Source organism: Inquilinus sp. CA228 (assembly GCF_052078665.1).
Taxonomy (GTDB): domain Bacteria; phylum Pseudomonadota; class Alphaproteobacteria; order DSM-16000; family Inquilinaceae; genus Inquilinus.
The window spans coordinates 63,938-82,474 of the sequence record NZ_JBQJIK010000022.1; the positions used below are offsets into that span (position 1 = coordinate 63,938).

Annotated in this window: 17 protein-coding genes; 13 read left to right on the top strand and 4 right to left on the bottom strand. The window is 66.9% G+C overall.

Annotated features, from left to right (window positions below):
- Positions 1-5: 5 nt before the first annotated feature.
- The 6 genes from ACTOWL_RS13150 to ACTOWL_RS13175 all read left to right on the top strand — a co-directional run bounded on the left by ACTOWL_RS13150 (position 6) and on the right by ACTOWL_RS13175 (position 6,288).
- Entirely contained in the window at positions 6-1,088 is a 1,083-nt protein-coding gene (locus ACTOWL_RS13150) for a hydantoinase/oxoprolinase family protein (protein ID WP_441321680.1), read from the top strand.
- On the top strand, positions 1,081-2,184 hold the full coding sequence (locus tag ACTOWL_RS13155; RefSeq protein ID WP_441321681.1) for a DUF917 domain-containing protein: 1,104 nt from the start codon (positions 1,081-1,083) through the stop codon (positions 2,182-2,184). The genes ACTOWL_RS13150 and ACTOWL_RS13155 overlap by 8 nt, the downstream gene beginning before the upstream one ends.
- Positions 2,185-2,395: 211 nt before the next feature.
- The gene (locus tag ACTOWL_RS13160; protein WP_441321682.1) at positions 2,396-3,313 is read left to right on the top strand and encodes an ABC transporter substrate-binding protein; all 918 of its coding nucleotides are present in this window, start codon (positions 2,396-2,398) and stop codon (positions 3,311-3,313) included.
- A gap of 35 nt (positions 3,314-3,348) precedes the next feature.
- Positions 3,349-4,287, top strand: a complete 939-nt coding sequence (locus tag ACTOWL_RS13165) for an amino acid ABC transporter permease (protein ID WP_441321683.1) — start codon at positions 3,349-3,351, stop codon at positions 4,285-4,287.
- A gap of 4 nt (positions 4,288-4,291) precedes the next feature.
- Positions 4,292-5,092 carry an amino acid ABC transporter ATP-binding protein gene (locus ACTOWL_RS13170; RefSeq protein ID WP_441321684.1) on the top strand — a complete coding sequence of 267 codons (801 nt, stop codon included), beginning with the start codon at positions 4,292-4,294 and terminating at the stop codon, positions 5,090-5,092.
- A gap of 41 nt (positions 5,093-5,133) precedes the next feature.
- Positions 5,134-6,288 carry an amidohydrolase gene (locus tag ACTOWL_RS13175; RefSeq protein ID WP_441321685.1) on the top strand — a complete coding sequence of 385 codons (1,155 nt, stop codon included), beginning with the start codon at positions 5,134-5,136 and terminating at the stop codon, positions 6,286-6,288.
- 23 nt (positions 6,289-6,311) lie between these two features.
- Here the strand turns inward: ACTOWL_RS13175 and ACTOWL_RS13180 are convergent, their stop codons facing one another.
- Positions 6,312-7,190, bottom strand: coding sequence for a LysR substrate-binding domain-containing protein (locus ACTOWL_RS13180; protein ID WP_441321686.1), 879 nt, complete (start codon positions 7,188-7,190; stop codon positions 6,312-6,314).
- A gap of 110 nt (positions 7,191-7,300) precedes the next feature.
- On the opposite strand from ACTOWL_RS13180, the gene ACTOWL_RS13185 reads away from it, so the two are divergent.
- The 7 genes from ACTOWL_RS13185 (at position 7,301) to ACTOWL_RS13215 (ending at position 14,679) form a co-directional block, all read left to right on the top strand.
- The gene (locus ACTOWL_RS13185) at positions 7,301-8,524 is read left to right on the top strand and encodes a trans-sulfuration enzyme family protein (protein WP_441321687.1); all 1,224 of its coding nucleotides are present in this window, start codon (positions 7,301-7,303) and stop codon (positions 8,522-8,524) included.
- 137 nt (positions 8,525-8,661) lie between these two features.
- Positions 8,662-9,537, top strand: a complete 876-nt coding sequence (locus ACTOWL_RS13190; protein WP_441321688.1) for a LysR substrate-binding domain-containing protein — start codon at positions 8,662-8,664, stop codon at positions 9,535-9,537.
- A 201-nt stretch (positions 9,538-9,738) separates the two neighbouring features.
- Positions 9,739-10,626 (top strand): ectoine/hydroxyectoine ABC transporter substrate-binding protein EhuB, encoded by an 888-nt coding sequence (ehuB, locus tag ACTOWL_RS13195; protein ID WP_441321689.1) that lies wholly within the window; start codon positions 9,739-9,741, stop codon positions 10,624-10,626.
- Positions 10,627-10,647: 21 nt separating this feature from the next.
- Positions 10,648-11,310 (top strand): amino acid ABC transporter permease, encoded by a 663-nt coding sequence (locus ACTOWL_RS13200; protein WP_441321690.1) that lies wholly within the window; start codon positions 10,648-10,650, stop codon positions 11,308-11,310.
- Complete coding sequence (locus ACTOWL_RS13205; protein WP_441321691.1) at positions 11,300-11,959, top strand: amino acid ABC transporter permease; 660 nt, start codon at positions 11,300-11,302, stop codon at positions 11,957-11,959. Before ACTOWL_RS13200 ends, ACTOWL_RS13205 begins: the two co-directional genes overlap by 11 nt.
- A gap of 118 nt (positions 11,960-12,077) precedes the next feature.
- A complete protein-coding gene (metC, locus tag ACTOWL_RS13210) occupies positions 12,078-13,262 on the top strand; it encodes a cystathionine beta-lyase (protein WP_441321692.1) in 1,185 nt (394 codons plus the stop codon).
- Positions 13,263-13,296: 34 nt separating this feature from the next.
- Positions 13,297-14,679, top strand: a complete 1,383-nt coding sequence (locus tag ACTOWL_RS13215) for a M20/M25/M40 family metallo-hydrolase (RefSeq protein ID WP_441321693.1) — start codon at positions 13,297-13,299, stop codon at positions 14,677-14,679.
- Between the two features lie 287 nt (positions 14,680-14,966).
- On the opposite strand, the gene ACTOWL_RS13220 is transcribed toward ACTOWL_RS13215, so the two are convergent.
- The 3 genes from ACTOWL_RS13220 to ACTOWL_RS13230 form a co-directional block, all read right to left on the bottom strand.
- Complete coding sequence (locus ACTOWL_RS13220; RefSeq protein WP_441321694.1) at positions 14,967-16,004, bottom strand: SDR family NAD(P)-dependent oxidoreductase; 1,038 nt, start codon at positions 16,002-16,004, stop codon at positions 14,967-14,969.
- Positions 16,005-16,226: 222 nt separating this feature from the next.
- The gene (locus tag ACTOWL_RS13225) at positions 16,227-17,183 is read right to left on the bottom strand and encodes a D-2-hydroxyacid dehydrogenase (RefSeq protein WP_441321695.1); all 957 of its coding nucleotides are present in this window, start codon (positions 17,181-17,183) and stop codon (positions 16,227-16,229) included.
- A 23-nt stretch (positions 17,184-17,206) separates the two neighbouring features.
- On the bottom strand, positions 17,207-18,235 hold the full coding sequence (locus ACTOWL_RS13230) for a LacI family DNA-binding transcriptional regulator (protein WP_441321696.1): 1,029 nt from the start codon (positions 18,233-18,235) through the stop codon (positions 17,207-17,209).
- Between the last annotated feature and the right edge of the window lie 302 nt (positions 18,236-18,537).

The following is an 18,537-nucleotide window of genomic DNA, read 5'->3' on the forward strand; positions in this document are numbered from 1 at the left end:
GCACCATGGAGGAGAGGACCCGCGAGCGGCTGCTGAAGAAGTGCCCTCACCTTCGGGTGGTGCTGTCGAGCGACATCGGCCGCCTTGGGCTGCTCGAGCGCGAGAACGCGGCGATCATGAATGCCGGCCTGCTGGCACTCAGCAACCGCACGATGGCGGCGTTCGAACGGGCGCTGACCACGGCCGGCCTCGACTGCCCGTTTTTTATCACCCAGAACGACGGCACGCTGATGAACGCCGAGACGGTGAAGGCGTTTCCCGTGCTCACCTTCGCGTCCGGCCCCACCAACTCCATGCGCGGCGCGGCGTTTCTCACCGGTCTGCACGACGCCATCGTCGTCGATATCGGCGGCACCACCTCGGACATCGGCACGCTGCAGCGGGGCTTTCCGCGCCAGGCGGCGACCGTCGTCGACATCGGCGGCGTCCGAACCAATTTCCGCATGCCGGACGTGCTGGCCCTCGGTCTTGGCGGAGGCTCATTGGTGTTCGAAGCGAGTGATGGCGCGGTCAAGGTCGGTCCGCAGTCGGTGGGTTACCGCATCACCAGCGAGGCCCGGGTCTTTGGCGGGCGCACGCTGACGGCGACCGACATCGCGGTTGCGCTCGGCGAGGCCCGGGTGGGGACGCACCAGGACGCCGTCGGATCGCTCGACCCAGCGCTGCTGGCAAAGGCACGCGCCGAGATGACGGCCATCCTGGAGCGCGGAGTGGAACGATGCCGCATCTCGCCACGGCCGACGCCGGTGATCGCGGTCGGCGGCGGCTCGATCCTGATGCCGGATCGTATCGGCGACCTCGAAGTGCTCCGCCCGGAGAATTTCGCCGTCGCCAATGCCGTCGGCGCGGCCATTGCCCAGATCAGCAGCGAGACGGATCGGATCTTTTCGCTGGAGAACGGCCTGACCCGCGAACTCTGCCTGAAGCAGGCCGAGGACGAGGCGCGCGCCAAGGCGGTGCAGGCGGGTGCGCGAGCCGAGACCATTGAGGTGGTCGAGCGCGAGGACGTGCCGCTTGCCTATCTGCCGGGCAACGCGATCCGCATCAATGTGAAGGTGGTCGGTGACATGGGGGACCTCGATGCCTGAGCGACAGGCGAAGACCTGGAGCCTCGACGAGGCGATGCTCGACGCGCTGGAGATCGGCGCCGGCATCCTCGGCATCGGCGGCGGCAGCAGCCCCTATCTCGGCAAGCTTCGGGCGCGCCAGGTGCTGCGCGAGGGTGGCGAAATGACGATCCTGTCGCTGGCGGAGCTGACGGATGACGCCAGGGTCGTGCCGATCGGCGGCGTCGGCGCGCCGGTCGTCTCCTTCGAGCGCACCAAGGAAGGCCGCGAGGGATTGCGCTGCGTGCGGGCGATGGAAGATCGGCTCGGCATTCGCGTCGACGCCATCGCCTGCCAGGAGATCGGCGGCGCGAACGCCATGGAGCCGCTGATCGTGGCGTCGATGGCGGGCATTCCCGTGGTGGACTGCGACGGCATGGGCCGTGCCTTTCCGGAAATGCAGATGACGACCTATTCCATTTACGGCCATCGCTCGACCCCATCGGCGATGTGCGACCCACACGGCAACGTGGTCATCTTCGACCACGCCATCTCCGAGAAATGGCACGAGCGGATGGTGCGGGCCTGCGTCGTCGCACAGGGCGGCTCGTCGGTCCTCGCCTGCGCGCCGATGGCCGGCGCCTTCGTCAGGCAGCATGCGATCCCGCATTCCTACAGCAGGGCCATCGCACTCGGGAACACCGTCCTCGAAGCCGTCCGCAGCCACGCCGACCCTGTTGCCGCCATTTGCAGCCGTGAGGGCGGGATCATCATCTTCCGCGGCAAGATCAGTGACCTCAAGCGTCACCTGGGCGGCGGCTTCGTGACCGGCGAGGCGACGCTCGCGGGCTTCGACGATTTCGACGGCGGCACGGCCTCGGTGCTGATTCAGAACGAAAACCTCGTCTTCTCGCGCGACGGCGAGGTCGAAGTCGTCGTCCCGGACCTGATCGTCATCCTCGATATCGACACGGGCCAGGCGATCAATACGGAGATGCTGCGCTACGGACAGCGCGTGGCCGTTCTGGCGCTGCCCTCGCATCCGCTCCTGCGAACGGCCGAGGCTCTCGACGTGGTCGGGCCTGCGGGCTTCGGTTTCACCGACCTGACGTGGCGGCCGATGCGCACGAGCAGTTGATCAGAGTTCCCATAACTAAAAAGAATAAAGACAGGAAAAATCAATATTGGACGTAATGATCTGCCCTCGAATAGCATCGACGATCGGTGGCGGGACATCATCGGACCACTGGCCCGAGATCGGCCACTGGAGGTGGTGAATTCAGCAGCCGAAACAAAAACAGCTCCGGCCGAACGGCCGGAAGCATGGCTCAAAACAGGGAACGAGAAGAATGAAGACGACTGGGAATCTCTCGCGAACAGCAGTACGGGTGGCATTCGCTACCTGGGCACTGGCATCCGTCGGAATTGCGGCCGCTGCAGAGCCGGCCGGCTTCAACTCGGACACCGTTGCGACCGATCCGGCTCTGGCTGCCAAGCTGCCGGAACACATCGCCAAGGCGGGCGTGCTGGTCATCGGTGCCGACACGTCCTATGCGCCCTGGGAGTACATTTCCGAGAAGGACGGCCAGACGCCGGAGGGCATTGACGTCGACATCGCCAAGGCGATGGCGAAGACCTGGGGTGTGAAGCTGGATTTCCAGACAGCGCAGTTCGACGCGATCCTGCCGGCACTGGGCCCCAAATACGATCTCGGCATTTCCGCCTTCTCGATCACCAACGAGCGGATGAAGGCGGTGAACTTCGTCAGCTACTTCCAGTCCGGCAGTCTCTGGGCAGTCAAGGCCGGCAATCCGGCCGGCTTTGATCCGAAGGACATCTGTGGGCGCGTGATCGCGATCCAGAGCGGTTCGTTCCACGAGGATCTCGTTCGGCAGGAAAGCGAAGCCTGCGTGGCGGCTGGCAAGAAAACCATCGAGATGGTGCCGTTCTCGGCTCAGACCGAAGCCCTGACCCGTGTCGCGGCCGGCGGGGCCGATGCAACCATTTCGGGTTCCTCGACCATCGGCTACGCCGCCAAGCAGTCCGATGGCCGGTTGGAAACGCTTCGACCCACCGGCGCTTTGGGCGAGTTCGGCCTGAACGGCATCGCCATCGCCAAGAAGGACACGGCGCTGACCGATCTGGTGGCCGAGACCACCAACAAGCTGATCAAGGACGGGATCTACAAACAGATCTTTGCCACTTGGGGCGTAGACGATTCCGCCATTCCCCTCGCCGAGATCAATCCGAAGGTCAAGGACTACTAGGCGATCGTGCGGCCGAGGGTGGCGGAGCAACCGACGTGAACCAGCAAGCAAACCTCTCAATGACGGAGCCGGAGCGCCTGATCGGCGCTCCGGTTCGATCGGCGGGACCTTCCGGCAGTGAAGCCGTTCGTCTCAACAAGGTGGTGCCGCGGCGCCATCCGGGCCGCTGGGTGGCCATCGTCGTCCTGCTGTGGCTGGGAATCCTGTTCGCGCACAACGTCGCCACCAACGAGAATTTCCACTGGGACGTCTTCGCCAGATACGTCTTCGCACCCCAGGTCCTGCGTGGCGTCGGCTGGACCATCCTCCTGACCATCGTTGCAATGGCTGTCGCCATTGCACTGGCCCTGGCGCTGATCATGATGCGGGGCTCCGACAACCCGATCCTGACGGGCGGGGCCTGGTTCTGGATCTGGTTCTTCCGGGGCACGCCGGTCTATACGCAGCTCCTGTTCTGGGGGCTGTTCGCCGTGCTGTTTCCCCGGATATCGCTGTCGATTCCCTTCGGACCGGAACTCTTCGGGTTCCAGACCAAGTTCCTGATCACGCCGGCCGTCGCCGCCATCGTGGGCCTCGGCTTCAATGAATCGGCGTATCTGGCCGAGATCTTCCGCGCCGGTTTCAATTCGATCGACCGCGGCCAGCTGGAGGCGGCGCAAGCCCTCGGCATGCGGCAGGGCCGCATCTGGCGGCGAATTCTCATGCCTCAGGCGATGCGGGTCATCATCCCGCCGACGGGCAACGAGACGATCGGCATGCTCAAGATGACGTCCCTCGTCCTCGCCATACCGTTCACGCTCGACCTGATGTTCGCCACCAACGCCATCGCTAACCGGCTCTATCTGCCCGTGCCGCTGCTGCTCGTCGCGGGTTTCTGGTTCCTCGCCGTCACCAGCGTGCTGATGGTCGGCCAGCACTATCTGGAGCGCCATTTCGGCAAGGGCGTCGATACGATCCGGACGCGGGTGGAGTAGTCGGATGAGCACGACCGCAACCACCGAAACCCGGACCGAAGAGGGCCGGATCTGCGTCCAGCTGCAGGGCATCCACAAGTTCTATGGCGCGGTGCATGCCCTGCGCGGCGTCGATCTTGCGATCCGCCGCGGTGAAGTCTGCGTGGCGATCGGGCCGTCCGGCTCCGGCAAATCGACGCTGCTGCGTTGCATCAACCAGCTCGAGCAGATTTCGGCCGGCCGGGTTTTCGTTCTTGGCGAACTGGCAGGCTATGACGAGATCGACGGCCGCATGCATGTGCTGCCGCCCAAGCGCATCGCCGAACAGCGGCGCCGCACCGGAATGGTCTTTCAGCGGTTCAATCTGTTTCCGCACATGACGGCGATCGGAAACGTCATGGAGGGACCGATCCAGGCGAAGGGCGTTCCGAAGGCTCTGGCGCGTCAGCGGGCGATGGCCCTGCTCCAACGCGTGGGCCTGGCGCCGCTCGCCGAGCGTTATCCGAGCCAGCTTTCCGGCGGGCAGCAGCAACGCGTCGCCATCGCCCGGGCCCTGGCCATGGAGCCCGAGGTCATGCTGTTCGACGAGCCGACGTCCGCGCTCGATCCCGAGCTGGTGGGCGAAGTGCTGGACGTCATCAAGGATCTCGCCGGCTCCGGCATGACCATGATGCTCGTCACGCACGAGATCGGGTTCGCACGGGAAGTCGCGAACCATCTGGTGTTCATGGATGAAGGCGTCGTCGTCGAGGAAGGGGATCCGCGCGAGGTGCTGAGCCGTCCCCGCAATCCGCGCACGCAGGCTTTCCTCTCCAAGGTGCTGTAGCGCCCGAACGATGAACCGTTCCCGAGACAATCAGGCACGACATGACCCATATCGACCATGAGCTGCTGGCCAGGCTGAAGTGGTGGCGCCGTCATCTGCACGAACACCCGGAAGTCTCCGGCAAGGAGATGGGAACCAGCGCCTTCGTCCGCGAGCGGCTGATCGAACTCGGCATACCGCATGTCGGTGGCGTCGGCGGGACGGGCGTGGTCGCCACGCTCAAGCGGGGCGAGTCGAATCGGTCGGTCGGCCTCAGGGCCGACATGGACGCCCTGCCGATCGCGGAGGCCAATGCCTTCGCCCATGCGTCCAGAAACCCCGGCGTCATGCATGCCTGCGGGCATGACGGGCATACCGCATGCCTGCTCGGCGCGGCCGCCGCGCTGGCGCGTGACGAGAGCTGGTCGGGCACCGTCCACTTCGTGTTCCAGCCCGCCGAGGAAAACGGCGAAGGTGCGAAGGCGATGATCGCCGACCAGCTGTTCGAGCGGTTTCCGATGGAGAGGCTCTTCGCCTGCCACAACTGGCCGGGGCTGGAGGCCGGCGTGGTCGCCGTCCACAACGGCCCGTCCATGGCCGCCGGCGGGGACTGGCGCGTGACGCTGAGGGGCATCGCGGGCCATGCCGCTATGCCGCATGCGACCCGGGACCCGGTCCTGGCCGCGGGCCACCTGATCGTCGCGCTTCACAGCATCGTTTCGAGGAATGTCGATCCGCTCGACACGGTGGTGCTGACCGTCAGCTCCGTCAATGGCGGGCTGGTCAGCAACCAGATCCCGGAGATCGTGGAGCTGGTCGGAACGCTTCGGACCTTCAATGCCGAAATTCGCAAGATGGTCATCCAGCGCATGAGCGACGTCATCGAGGGAACGGCGAAGTCCTTCGGCGTCGAAGCCGATTACAAGATCAACTCCACCGGCCGCGTCATGGCCGACACGCCGGAGGAATCCCGCCTCGCGATTCTTGCCGCCGAAACCGGTGGGCTCCGGGTGACGAGAGATATCAGGCCGGCCATGGGCGGCGACGATTTCGCCTTCCTGGTGGAGAATCGCGGCGGCGCCTATGTCCTGATCGGCAACGGCCCCGTCATTGACGGTGGAAAGCTGCACAACGAGCGCTACGACTTCAACGACGAGATCATCGCGCCTGCTGTGACCTGGCTGTCCACCGTCGCCAAGATGGCGCTGACGGAGTGACCGTGGCAATGCGCGCCGGGGCGTCACGCCGCGAGCTTGACCAGTTCATCGATGAAATCCTGAAGGATGAGCGATGGCTGCCGGTTCGGCGGCAACAGCAACAGGGTACGGAAATGGAGCGCCGGCTCGAACGGCCGCAGGCTCAGCCCCTGGTTGAGATAGACCTCAGCCGTGATGCGATTGACCAGGCCGACGCCGATACCCGCCTGGACCATGGCACAGATCGTCGTGGAATAGGGCGTCTCGAGCACGACCTTCGGCCTGGCTCCGGCTTCCGCGAACAGGCGATCGGCCTCCTGGCGGGTGGTGTCCTCCGGGGCGAGGGCAATGAAGTTCTCGCCGTGCAGATCGCTCGGGCGGATCACGGTCAGCTGCTCCAGCCGATGGCCTGCCGGAAGGGCGACCTCCACGCGGTAGCGGGCGAACGGTCGGGCCTCGACGCCTGTCTGGTCGATCTCGTCGGCCGCGAGACCGAGGTCGAACTGTCCGGACGCAACAAGGTCGCGCACCAGGGACGACATCCGCGCCTGGAAGGTGATCGCAACGTTCGGATGTCGTGCGAGGAACGCCTGCAGGGCTTTCGGCATCACATTGGTGCTCAGCGCAGACAGGCAGGCGATGCGAAGCTCGCCCGACCCGAAGTCGCGGATGCGCGCCGCGGCGTTCCGGAGTTGGGCCAGGCCGGCGAAGGTCTGCTCCACCTCCCTGAAGAAGAGCTGCGCCTCCGCCGTCGGAATGATCCGGCCCTTGATCCGATGGAACAGGCTGAAGCCGATGAACCGTTCCAGCTCCTGGATCGCCTTGCTGACCGCGGGTTGGGAGACGCGCAGCACCTCTGCCGCTCGCGACGCCGTTCCGTTGGTCATGACGGCACGGAAAATCTCGACATGGCGGATGTTCATCTTGGTCTGCAGGCCTCTCAATCGATAACCAGATAGAATGATCCACGCCTCTCCTCTCGGCACAAGTAATAGTTTCCTTCACGCGACGAATCCATGAAGGCCAGAAGCAGATGAATGATCTCACCGCATGCGTCGTCACCCCACGGGTGAGCATCGAAGGATTCGACCCGCTGGGCGTTGCGGTGCATCGCGCCTCGACGATCGTCTTCGAGGATGCGGCGGCCTACGAAGCGCGCGGTCAACGCGGCCACAACGGCTACTCCTATGGCCTGTACGGCACGCCGACGACGCGGACCCTGGAAGAGAAACTGACCCTGTTGGAACAGGGAACGAGGACCTTCCTGGCCCCCTCCGGCCAGTCGGCGAACGCCTTGGGCGTGCTGCCGTTTCTCTCGGCCGGAGACAAGATTCTGATCGTCGACACGGCCTACCCGCCGATGCGCGACTTCGCGTTGCGCGATCTTGCCCGAATGGGGGTCCTGGTCGATTTCTACGACCCGCTCTCCATCGATGATCTGGAAAGCCGGCTCGACAGCCGGACCAGGATCGTCTGGTGTGAATCGCCGGGCTCGACCACGATGGAGGTGCAGGATCTGCCGCGCATATCGGCACTGGCCAAGAAAGCCGGTGCCCTGGTCGGCTTCGACAACACCTGGGCGACGCCACTCAACTTCAAGCCGCTGGTGCATGGGGCCGATATCGTCACCGAGGCGCTGACGAAATATGTGTCGGGCCATTCCGACGTGCTGATGGGGTCCATCACCGTCGGGAACGAGACGCTGATCGAGCCGATCCGCGGATTGTTCGGCCGCTATGGCATCGGCGTTTCATCCGACGATGCGTCGCTGGTGCTCAGGGGGTTCGAGACGCTTGGTGTGCGGCTGAAGCATTCTTCGGACGTCGCCCACCGTCTGATGGACCGCATCGCCAGGCACCCCCTCGTCGCCGCCGTTCTCCATCCCGCTCGCGCCGCTTGTCCCGGGCATGAGTTCTGGAAACGGGATTTCCTGGGTGGCAGCGGCGTGTTCGGCATCCTCTTCAAGCCGGAGGCCGCCGCCCATGTCGCCGAGGCAATGAACACGTTTCGGATCTTTGCGATCGGCGCCTCCTGGGGCGGCACGCGCAGCCTTGCCGCGCCGATGCCGGTGAAACCCCACCGCACGGCGACCCAATGGCGAGAAGCCGATCTCGTACTGCGCCTCAACATCGGCCTTGAATCCGAAGAGGATCTTGCGGCCGACATCGATCGGTTTCTCGATCAGCTGGACCGCAGCACGACGGCACCGGAGCGCGCGCTTCGGGCAGCCGACGGCCCTCTGTCTCGCATCGGCTAACGTCGATAGCCAAATGACCTGTCCGGTTCTGGCGCGGAACAGAAGCGTCGATCAGGAGGACGCGGACAACGACGACCGTTCACGGCAGCCGTGACTGAGCCCACACTCCGAAACTGGTGCTTCGGCCGGAGCTCAGAGTGAACATTCGCCAGATCGAGACCTTTGCCGCCGTGATGAAGGCGGGCACCGCCTCGCGCGCCGCCGAGTTGCTGGGCGTCACCCAGCCTGCCGTCAGCCGATCGCTCGCCGAGCTGGAACGGGTGGTCGGCTTCGCCCTGTTCGCGCGGATCCGCAACCGCCTTGTGCCCACGCCCGAGGCGCGGTTGCTGTACCGCGACGTCGAGGCGGCGTTCCTGGGCATCGATACGATCCGCGCTTCCGCCGCCCGCATCCGCGACCGCGGGTCGGGGGAGATCCGGGTGGCGTCGCTGTCGGCGCTCAGCCTGTCGCTGGTGCCGAAGGCGATCCGGATCTTCCGGGACACACATCCGTCCGTCCGGGTCACGCTGCATGTGCTGCTGTCACGGGAGGTCCGCGACCTCATCGCATCAGGGGAATTCGATATCGGCCTCGCCGCCGACGAGATCGACACGACCGGCATCTCCCACCAGCTGTTTCTGTCCCGGGACGCGCTCTGCGCCTTGCCGGTCGGGCACCCGCTGGCTGCGCGGGAGGTGATCACGCCGGCCGACATTCACGGCGAAGCCCTTGTCGCCTATGTGCCCGAGGATCGCGGCCGCCAGCAGCTCGACCGGGTCCTGGAGGCGGCGGGGTCGGTGCCGCGCGTCGCGGTCGAGACCATCTACGCCTCGACCGTCTACGCACTGGTGGCGGAAGGCGTCGGCATCGGCTTCGTCAACCCCTACTCGGTCGCCGGGCTGGACCGAAGCCGGATCGTGCTGCGGCCGTTCGAGCCCGCCATCCACATCAAGTCGCTGCTGATCCTGCCCGCGGACCGGCCGAAGTCGCAGCTTGTCCGGGACTTCATCGGCGCCCTCATGGCGGCCCGCTAGAGACAGCCCCGCTCAGCCCCATCGCGGCCCGGCTGGTATCAGGTCTGGTCATCAACCTATTCACCAGCGCCAGTTGCGCCGGGGAGGTGGCCGTTATCCCATGGAGTGCCGATGCCCGGAGGATGCCGGAAGCGCCGAAGAGCGCACGGTCCCTCCGGAACAGCAAACAGAAATCGACAACAGGCACAAACGGGGAAAGCAATGCATCGTCTCTTCGGCCGACGCGAAGCCGTCGCCCTTCTGGGCGCACTGGGTCTTTTCGGCGTCTCGGCGCTGCGGCAGGGCGCATCCGTGGCGCATGCGGAGACGCCGCCGCTGCAGGGCCGGACCTTCACCGTCGGGATCCACAACCGGGCCCCCTGGGGCTTCCGCGACACCGACGGAAATGTCATCGGCCTGCACCCGGACATCGTGCGGGCCGCACTGACGCCGCTCGGCGCCGCCGGGTTCGACTTCGTCGTCGCTGATTTCGGCGCCCTGATCCCCGGGCTGCTGGCCCAGCGGTTCGACATGGTCGCGTCGGGCGTGGCGATCACTCCGGCCCGGTGCGCGCAGGTGATCTTCAGCGAGCCCGACGTCGCCGTCGGCGACGGCCTGCTGGTGATGAAGGGCAACCCGCTGAACCTCCACAGCTACGCCGACATCACCCGGAATCCGGATGCGCGCCTCGGTGGCGGCCGCGGCACCGAGAACATGAAGAACGCGCTGGCCGCCGGCGTGCCGGAAGGCCAGGTGCTGTACTTCCCGAACAACGAGGCGGTGGTCAGCGCGATGCTCGCCGGGCGGGTCGATGCGGCCACGCTCTCCGCCCCCAGCGTGGCCGGCATCATGGCCGACAAGCATATCGAGGGGATCGAGCGCGCCTTGCCCTTCCAAGGGCTGATCAAGCCGAACGGCAAGCCGGCGTTGCTGTACACCGCCATGGTCTTCCGCCAGGACGAGACGGCGCTGCGCGACGCCTATAATGGCCGACTGGCGGCGATCAAGCAGGACGGCACCCTGCGGCAGATCCTGGCGCGCTACGGCTTCTCCGACGACGACGTCGCTCCGCCGATCAGCACCGCGGACATCTGTGCCGGCAATGGCTGATCCCGCTCGGGAACGCCAGGCATGACCTTCCTCGACGTTCTGGCCGGTATCTTCGAGGGGTTCAGGATCACCGCCGCGGTCACCGCGCTGGGCATGGCCTTCGCCGTGCCCTTCGCGTTCCTCTGCGGCGTGGCCCAGCATTATTCCCGGGGGCTCCCTCGGGCCGCCGTCACCGCCCTGATCGAGTTCTGGCGCAGCACGCCGGTGCTGATCCTGCTCTATGCCTTCTATTATTCGCTGCCGGCCTACGGCATCCGCCTCTCGGGCCTGATGGTCGGGGGCATGGTGCTGGGCCTCAACATCGGCGGTTATGGCAGCCAGGCGGTCCGGGCCGCGCTGCAATCGCTCGCTCGCGGCCAGTCCGAGGCAGGGCTCGCGCTGGGCCTGCGGCGCTGGCAGGTCCTGGTCCTGATCGAACTGCCGCAGGCGATCGGCGCGATGATGCCGACCTTCGTCAATCAGTTCATCCAACTGGTGAAGGGCACGGCGCTGGTGTCGCTCATCACCCTGACCGACATGACCTTCCGGGCGCACGAGATCTCGCAGACCTACTACAACCCGGTGAAGATCTACGTGGCGCTGCTGACCTCCTACTTTCTCATCTGCTACCCCGCGACGATCGCCGGCCGCTGGCTGGAACGGCGCGTCGCCGTGGGGGCAGGGGGCGCGGGCCATGGGATTTGACCCGGCCTTCGCCGCTTCGATCGTCCCGAAGGTTCTGGCCTCGATCGGCACCACCCTGGGCGTCACCGTGCTGAGCTGCCTGCTGGCCGCGATGCTCGGCTTCGTGCTGGAGGTCGTGCGGCGCCGGAACATGGCGACCCGCCTGGGACTGCGCTTCCTGATCGACGTCATCCGGTCGACGCCGTTGCTGGTGCAACTCTACTTCCTGTACTACGTCCTGCCCGTCTACGGCGTCCGGCTGCCGGCTCTGATCATCGGCGTGGCGGCGCTGAGCATCTACTACAGCGGCTACCTCGCCGAAGTGTTCAAGGCGGGCATCGACAGCATCGCCCGCGGGCAATGGGAGGCGGCAAAGGCGCTCGGCCTCGGCACGGCTCCGACCATCCTCCTGGTGATCGCCCCGCAGATGCTGCGGAACGTCGCCGCCCCGGCCGGCGGCTACTTCATCTCGATCTTCAAGTCGACGCCATATCTCGCGATCATCGCCGTGCCGGAGGCGTTCGGATCGGCGATCGACGTCGCTTCGGACACCTTCCGCTACACCGAGCCGATGCTGGTGGTGGGGGCGATCTTCCTCGCCATCGCACTCGTCATGTCGTTCCTCATCAGGCTGCTCGAGATGCGGCTCGCGCTCTCGGTCAAGCGGTAGCAGCCCGCACCGCCGGCGCCTGCCGGACCATCAGCCGGGCGCATCAAGTCATGCCCCCCGCTCAGTGGGCCGCGGCCGCCGGACCGCCTACAACCAGACCCATCCACAGGAGACGCTCATGCACGACCTGACCCGGTGCGTACACCATCCCGCGGTGTCCCATGACGGCTTCGCCAGCCTGGCGGTGCCGACCTACCGTGCCTCGACCATCGTCTATGACGATGCGGAGACCTTCGCGCAGCGCGGACATCGCGGCTTCGACGGCTATACCTACGGCCTGCACGGAACGCCGACGACGCGCACCCTGGAAGCCCAGCTGACCGGCCTCCACGGCGGCGTGCGGACGATCCTGGTGCCGTCCGGCCAGGCTGCGGTGACGGCGGTCATGCTGTCGATCCTGATGCCGGGAGACCGGGTGCTGATCCCCGACCACGTCTACGGCCCGGTGCGTTCTTTCTGCACCGACTACCTGGCGCCGCGGGGAATCGAGCATCTGGTCTACGACCCGCTGATCGGCGGCGGCATCGCCGAGCTGATCGACCGCCGGACCAGGCTGGTCTGGGTGGAATCGCCCGGATCCAACACGATGGAGGTGCAGGACGTACCGGCCATCGTCAAGGCGGCGAAGGCGAAGGGTGCGCTGGTCGGCTGCGACAACACTTGGGCCACGCCGCTGCTGTTCAAGCCGCTGGCGCATGGCGCCGACTTCGCGATCGAGGCGCTGACCAAATATGTCGGCGGGCATTCCGACCTGCTGATGGGGTCGATCACCGTGGCCGAGCTCGGGCTGCGCGAGCGGATCAAGCTGGTGCTGCGCGATCTCGGCATCGGCGTCTCGCCCGACGAGGCGGCGCTGGCGCTGCGCGGACTGGAGACGATGGGGGTCCGCGTCGCCCATATGGGGCGGGTGTCCGAGGCGTTCGCCCGCCGGCTGCTGCATTCGCCGGTGGTGGACACGGTGCTGCATCCGGCCTTGCCCTCCTGCCCGGGCCATGCGGTCTGGGCCCGCGACTTCAAAGGATCGACCGGCGTCTTCAGCATCGTGCTCAAGCCCGGTGCCGAGGCCGCGCTGGCGCCGGCGCTGACCGCGCTGCAGGTGTTTGCCATCGGCGCGTCCTGGGGCGGGACCCGCAGCCTGATCGCCCCGCAGGCGATCGCCGGCGACCGCACGGCCACCCCCTGGACGCATCCGGGGGTGGTGCTGCGCCTGAGCATCGGCCTGGAGGATCCCGACGACCTCTGGCGCGACCTGGAGCGCATGCTGTGCGCGCTCGAGCCGGCGTCCGGCGCCGCAGCCGCCTGATCCAGCCCCATCCCGTCATTCCCGGAAGCCTGCCATGGACACGTCCAGCAAGACCGCCGCCCTCCTGCAGAAGCTGCTGCAGTTCAAGACCGTGAACCCGCCGGGCGACACGGCCGCCATCGCCCGGTTCCTGAAGCAGCAGTTCGAGCCGCTGGGGGCGAAGATCGATCTCGTCCAGGCGCCCCGGGCGGACGGTCCGGTGCATTTCGTCGCCCGGCTCAGGGGCGACGGCTCGAAGAAGCCGGTGCTGCTGGCCGCCCATTCCGACGTGGTCCCGGTCGAGCCCGACCGCTGGAGCGTCGACCCCTTCGCCGGGGTGATCCGGGACGGCTATGTCCTCGGCCGCGGCGCCATGGACTTCAAGGGCGGGCTGGCCGTCTTCGCCCGCGCGGTGATGATGCTGGCCGAGAACAAGGTGCCGCTGGCGCGCGACGTCATCCTGCTGTCGGAGGGGGACGAGGAGAGCGGCCCGCATGGCGCAAGATGGCTCGCCGACCAGCGCTGGGACCTGATCGAGGCGGAATTCGCGCTGAACGAGGGCGGCTGGATCTTCCGCGACGGCCGCGGCACGGCCCGCCAGGTGAACATTACGGTCCGCGACAAGAACACGATCGTGCTGCGCCTGACGGCCCGCGGGGCGCCGACGCATTCCGCCTGGCCCGGCCTGGCGCCGCACACCGCCATCGGCCGTTTGATCATCGCCCTCGCCAGACTGGTGGCGCGTGAGCCGCAGCCGATGATGACGGAGCTGACGCAGGGCTATTTCGCGGCCCTGTCGCGGACCACCGAGCCGCCGCTGGCCGGCTGGTTCCACACCCTAGCGACCAGCCCCGATGCCGCCGCCCGCGAGGCGGCCGGCCGCCGGATCGTGGAGGAGGGGGCCTATCCGATGCTGTGGCACGCGCTGATGCGCAACACCCTCGCCATCACCATGCTGAACGGCGGGATCAAGGAGAATGTGATCCCGGGCTCGGCCGAGGCAAAGCTCAACATCCGGCTGCTGCCCGGCCAGGGGCTGGACGAAGCGATGGCGTATGTCCGGGAGGTGATCGCCGATGACGGCATCCGGATCGATGCGCCGGCCTTCGCCTCGCTCGACGAGGCGCGCGCCGACCTCCATGTCCGGACCAATCGGCCGGCCTCCTCGACCGAGACGGCCCTCTACCGGTCGCTGAAGGCCCATGCCGAGCGTATCTGGCCCGAGGCGGAGGTGACGCCGGCGCTGTTCGAGGCCGGCACGGACGCCACCGCCTGGCGCTTGCGCGGCGTGCCTGTCTACGGTGTATACCCGTATCCGCTCGACAACGAGACCATGGTGCGGATGCACGGCAATGACGAGCGGATCGAGATCGCTGCCCTCGACCAGGGGACCGATTGGGTCTACAGCGTTCTCGTCGACGTGGCGGGACGATCATAGCTGATGCGGTGCTCCGCTGAACGGTGGCATCGCCTCGACCGACGTCCTGCTCTGGCAATCAATCAATGTCCGGTCCTGCGATCCCAGCACATCGTCCGCTTTCGGCGTGCCTCAGTCGAGTTGAGCCAGCCTAGAAGGGCCGGCGGCGCCTCATCTGAGGACGTCCGCTATCGAGAGGCCGACGCGATGTCTCCAATGGCGCCCTCCCGCCAGACCCGCCCGACAGGTTGGGTCGAAGCGGTGCGCGGCTCCACCGCCGACCAGCAACGTCAGGTCGCCGCCTTCGCTCATCCCGGCACGGGGGCGTCGGACAGGCCGACCAGCACCTCGCTGTCACGCCACATCGCGTCGGCGACGTCGTCGCGGCGGGCCAGTTCCGAGAGGTCCGGCCAGGTGATCTTCCCTCGCCGCAGCGCGGCGTAGAGACGGCCCCGGGGCGGGCGTACGTCGCCTTGCGCCAGGCCGGTGAGCGCTGCCGCTGCCGCCCGTGCCGTGTTCACGCCCATCAGGCGGGCCGCGAACGGGGCGCCCGCCAGCCTGCCGGCCAGCCACCAGCCCAGGCGCATCGGCGCCGGGTAGTTACGGACGAGGCCTGTGCCCGGCACCTGTCCGGGGCAGAAGGCCAGGACCGTCCATCCGCGTCCCTCTTCCACGGCCAACCGCGCCAGCCGGCGGGCGGTGAGCAGGTTTGCCAGCTTCGATGCGGCGTAGAAGGCGCGGCCGGCGGTCACCGGCGATGAGCGGTCGACGCCGGAATCCCGTTCGGGATGGGCGAGGAGCCGGGCATCGGCGTGTCGCGGAGGCGGGAATCCCGATCGCTCGGCGGGGTCGTGCGTGCCGCTCGTCGTGATCACCACCCTGGCGTCGTCGGCAAACCGGGGCATCAGCAGACGGAGCAGCAGGTAGTGCCCCAGGTGGTTGGTCGCGAAGCTGAGCTCATGGCCGTCGGCGCTGCGCGCCGTCGGGTCCGTGCTGTGGAGTCCGGCGTTGAGGATCAAGGCGTCGATTGGTGCCTCTGCGATCTCCTCGATCACCCGACTCACGAACTGCCGGACATTCGCCAGGCTCGACAGGTCGAGCGAGAGCATCGTGACTCCGTCCGAGCCCGCACCGCGGGCTCCGACCACGATCCGACGGTCTGGCCTCTGCAGCTGCGACAGCGCGAGTCGACCGAAGCCGGAGGTGCCTCCCGTCATGACTATGGTCCGCATCGATGCCTCACGATCAGAAGGGTGGTCGCTCACCATACGCGCATGTGTGCTCACCCAACGAAGCGCCCATGCCCGCTTTGAGCGATGTCCGCTTCTGCGGTGCCATTGTGCCATGTCCGGTTGCGGCGCCCTTCAGCCACGCCCCACCGACAGGGACGGCGGAAGGTGAAGGTCTGCAAGCGAAAGCTGGAATTGCCGAATGCGGTCGTGGAACTGCATAGAATCGACGTCGATAACCGACCTTCAAGGATCGCGGTGCAGAGCAGTCTAGCGATGTGAAGCGGGGCCGCACCCAGCCATGGAAGCTGATGGTCCAGCGACCGACGCGCACGCGGGTCAATAGCCGGCAGATTTATCGACGACGTTAATCAACGGGTCGCCGGCGACATAGCGCCCGAAATTCTCGACGAAGATGCGATAGCCGCGGGTCCTGGTCGCCTTCGTGGTCGCGCCGTTGTGCGGCGTCACGATGGTGTTCGGGGCGTCCCAGAAGGGGCTGTCGGCCAGCAGCGGCTCCACGAAATGGGCGTCGAGCCCGGCACCGGCGATCCACCCCTCCCGCAGCGCCCGCAGCAGCGCGTCGTCATCCGCGACGCCGCCGCGGGAGAAGCAGATGTAGTGGGCCGTCGGCTTCATCGCCCGGAACTCCGCCTCGCCGAGCATGCCTTCCGTCTCCGGCGTCAGCGGCGCCGTCACCACCACGAAGTCGCATTCGGCCAGGAAGGCATGAAGCTCGGCATGGCGGTACATCCGGTCGAAATGCTCCGCCGGCCGGTCCTGCCGCCGGAGGCCGAGGACGCGCATGTGGAAGGCCCTGGCCTTCAGCGCCAGATCCTGTCCGGAATAGCCCGTCCCGATGATGCCGACCGTCAACCCGTTCAGCTCGCCATGGACGAAGGACTCCCACCGGTGCTCGCGCTGACCCTCGAGCCAGCGCAGGGTGTTGCGGTTCAGGAGCAGCATCAGCATCACGGCGTGTTCCGCCAGCGGGATCGCGCCGTTGCCCTTGCTGCAGGTCAGCACCACCGGGCTGTCGACGAAGGCCGGGAACAGCTGGGTGTTCGGCCCTGCCGCCCAGCTGTGCACCCATTTCAGGCGTCCGGCGCGCGCGAACGCGGCGGGTGACAGGGGGCCGGCGACGATGTCGGCCTCCTCGACCACGGCCTCCATCGCCTCCTGGCGATCGAAGAAGCAGAGGCGGGCGGCGGGGGCGATCCGCCTGAGCTCGGCCATGCGGTCGTCGTCGATGTCCCCGGTCAGGAACACGGAAAGATCGGGATGGCGTGCGGTCATGGGGCCTCCTGGTCGAAGGGTCTCTAGCCGCGCAGCCGAGGCCGCCAGGACCTGGGCTTCGGGGCGGCGGTGGATTCGCGCTCGACCAGGCGCTGCACCAGCATCACCCGCTGCGGGGGCTGGTCGTCGGGCGGGCCGCGATGGCCGGCGCGGGCCAGCAGCAGGCGGACGGCGGCGATGCCCATCTCCTGGCCCGGCATGCGGATCGTCGTCAGCTTCGGCACGATCTGGGTGGCGCAGGCGTAGTCGGCGAAGCCGACGACCGAGATGTCCTCCGGCACGCGGAGGCCAAGCCGGGCCAGCTCCGACACCACGGTGACCGCGACGCCGTCATTGCCGCAGAAGATTGCGGTCGGCTCGAAGCCGCCCTTGACCAGGTCGAGGAAGGCCTGGCGGAAGCTGACATCGCCATGCTCCTCGTCGAAGGCCATTTCGCGATCCTCTGCGCCTTCGACCAGCGACAGCACGTCGCGGAAGCCCCGCAGCCGCTCCAGCCGGCCCGGAAGCCCCGGACGGCCATGGGCGTACAGGAGGCGCCGGTGGCCCAGGCCGGCGAGATACTTGCCGACGAAGGCCCCGGCCTCGGCGTCGGCGGCCCCGATGCGGTCCATGGTGTCGAGCGGCTCGACGAAGCCGCCGACCATCACGCAGGGCAGGCCGCTCTCGCGCGCCGCCTCGACCATCGACGGCTCCTGGGGGCCGACCAGCACGAAGCCGACCGCGGACGGCTCCAGCTCCGCGATGATGCCGTGCTGCTGCGTCCAGCGGACTGCCGTCGGATGGGCCGACCGGGCCGCTTCGGCCTGCGCACCCTGCTGCACATTGATCCACAACTCGCTGTTCGCGATGTCCCGGTCGTGGAAGATGATCTCGATCGACCCCAAGGCCGGCCCGGCCCGCTTCCGCGCCAGATAGCCGAACTGCTCGGCCGTCGTCAGGATGGCCCGCCGCGTGTCCTCGCTGACGCCGGACTTTCCTGCAAGGGCGCGGGAAACGGCGAATTTCGACAGCCCCAGATGGTCGGCGATGGATTGGAGGGTGACGCGGTTCATATGCGGCGAGGTTTCACTTCGATCGGAAGATGCCGGATGCGTCTTCGAATGGTCGATAACCTTTGTGACCGAGCCCGCGCCCTGTCAACCGACGGCGGCTCGATGACCAGAGCAAGAGCCGCAACATACCCTAAAGTTAGGAAAACAGAATAACATCTTGGAATATGAGGGCTCGGTTGAGCTCTGTCCCGACACACAAAAATCCAGCTTTGGAAATCGAGTTCGCCGGATCTCCCGCCGGAATATGCCTTCTGTTGCCGATCTGGCCACCTTGACGGCAAGAAAGCGCTGTGTTTTGTTAG

Excerpts from the sequence above, each read along its gene's own strand:
- ACTOWL_RS13225 (WP_441321695.1), bottom strand. The coding sequence starts at position 17,183 with ATGACCGCACGCCATCCCGATCTTTCCGTGTTCCTGACCGGGGACATC.
- ACTOWL_RS13205 (WP_441321691.1), top strand. The coding sequence starts at position 11,300 with ATGGGATTTGACCCGGCCTTCGCCGCTTCGATCGTCCCGAAGGTTCTG.
- ACTOWL_RS13215 (WP_441321693.1), top strand. The coding sequence starts at position 13,297 with ATGGACACGTCCAGCAAGACCGCCGCCCTCCTGCAGAAGCTGCTGCAG.
- ACTOWL_RS13155 (WP_441321681.1), top strand. The coding sequence starts at position 1,081 with ATGCCTGAGCGACAGGCGAAGACCTGGAGCCTCGACGAGGCGATGCTC.
- ACTOWL_RS13150 (WP_441321680.1), top strand. The coding sequence starts at position 6 with ATGGAGGAGAGGACCCGCGAGCGGCTGCTGAAGAAGTGCCCTCACCTT.
- ACTOWL_RS13170 (WP_441321684.1), top strand. The coding sequence starts at position 4,292 with ATGAGCACGACCGCAACCACCGAAACCCGGACCGAAGAGGGCCGGATC.
- ACTOWL_RS13175 (WP_441321685.1), top strand. The coding sequence starts at position 5,134 with ATGACCCATATCGACCATGAGCTGCTGGCCAGGCTGAAGTGGTGGCGC.
- metC (WP_441321692.1), top strand. The coding sequence starts at position 12,078 with ATGCACGACCTGACCCGGTGCGTACACCATCCCGCGGTGTCCCATGAC.
- ehuB (WP_441321689.1), top strand. The coding sequence starts at position 9,739 with ATGCATCGTCTCTTCGGCCGACGCGAAGCCGTCGCCCTTCTGGGCGCA.
- ACTOWL_RS13220 (WP_441321694.1), bottom strand. The coding sequence starts at position 16,004 with ATGGCACAATGGCACCGCAGAAGCGGACATCGCTCAAAGCGGGCATGG.
- ACTOWL_RS13185 (WP_441321687.1), top strand. The coding sequence starts at position 7,301 with ATGAATGATCTCACCGCATGCGTCGTCACCCCACGGGTGAGCATCGAA.
- ACTOWL_RS13230 (WP_441321696.1), bottom strand. The coding sequence starts at position 18,235 with ATGAACCGCGTCACCCTCCAATCCATCGCCGACCATCTGGGGCTGTCG.
- ACTOWL_RS13160 (WP_441321682.1), top strand. The coding sequence starts at position 2,396 with ATGAAGACGACTGGGAATCTCTCGCGAACAGCAGTACGGGTGGCATTC.
- ACTOWL_RS13180 (WP_441321686.1), bottom strand. The coding sequence starts at position 7,190 with ATGAACATCCGCCATGTCGAGATTTTCCGTGCCGTCATGACCAACGGA.
- ACTOWL_RS13200 (WP_441321690.1), top strand. The coding sequence starts at position 10,648 with ATGACCTTCCTCGACGTTCTGGCCGGTATCTTCGAGGGGTTCAGGATC.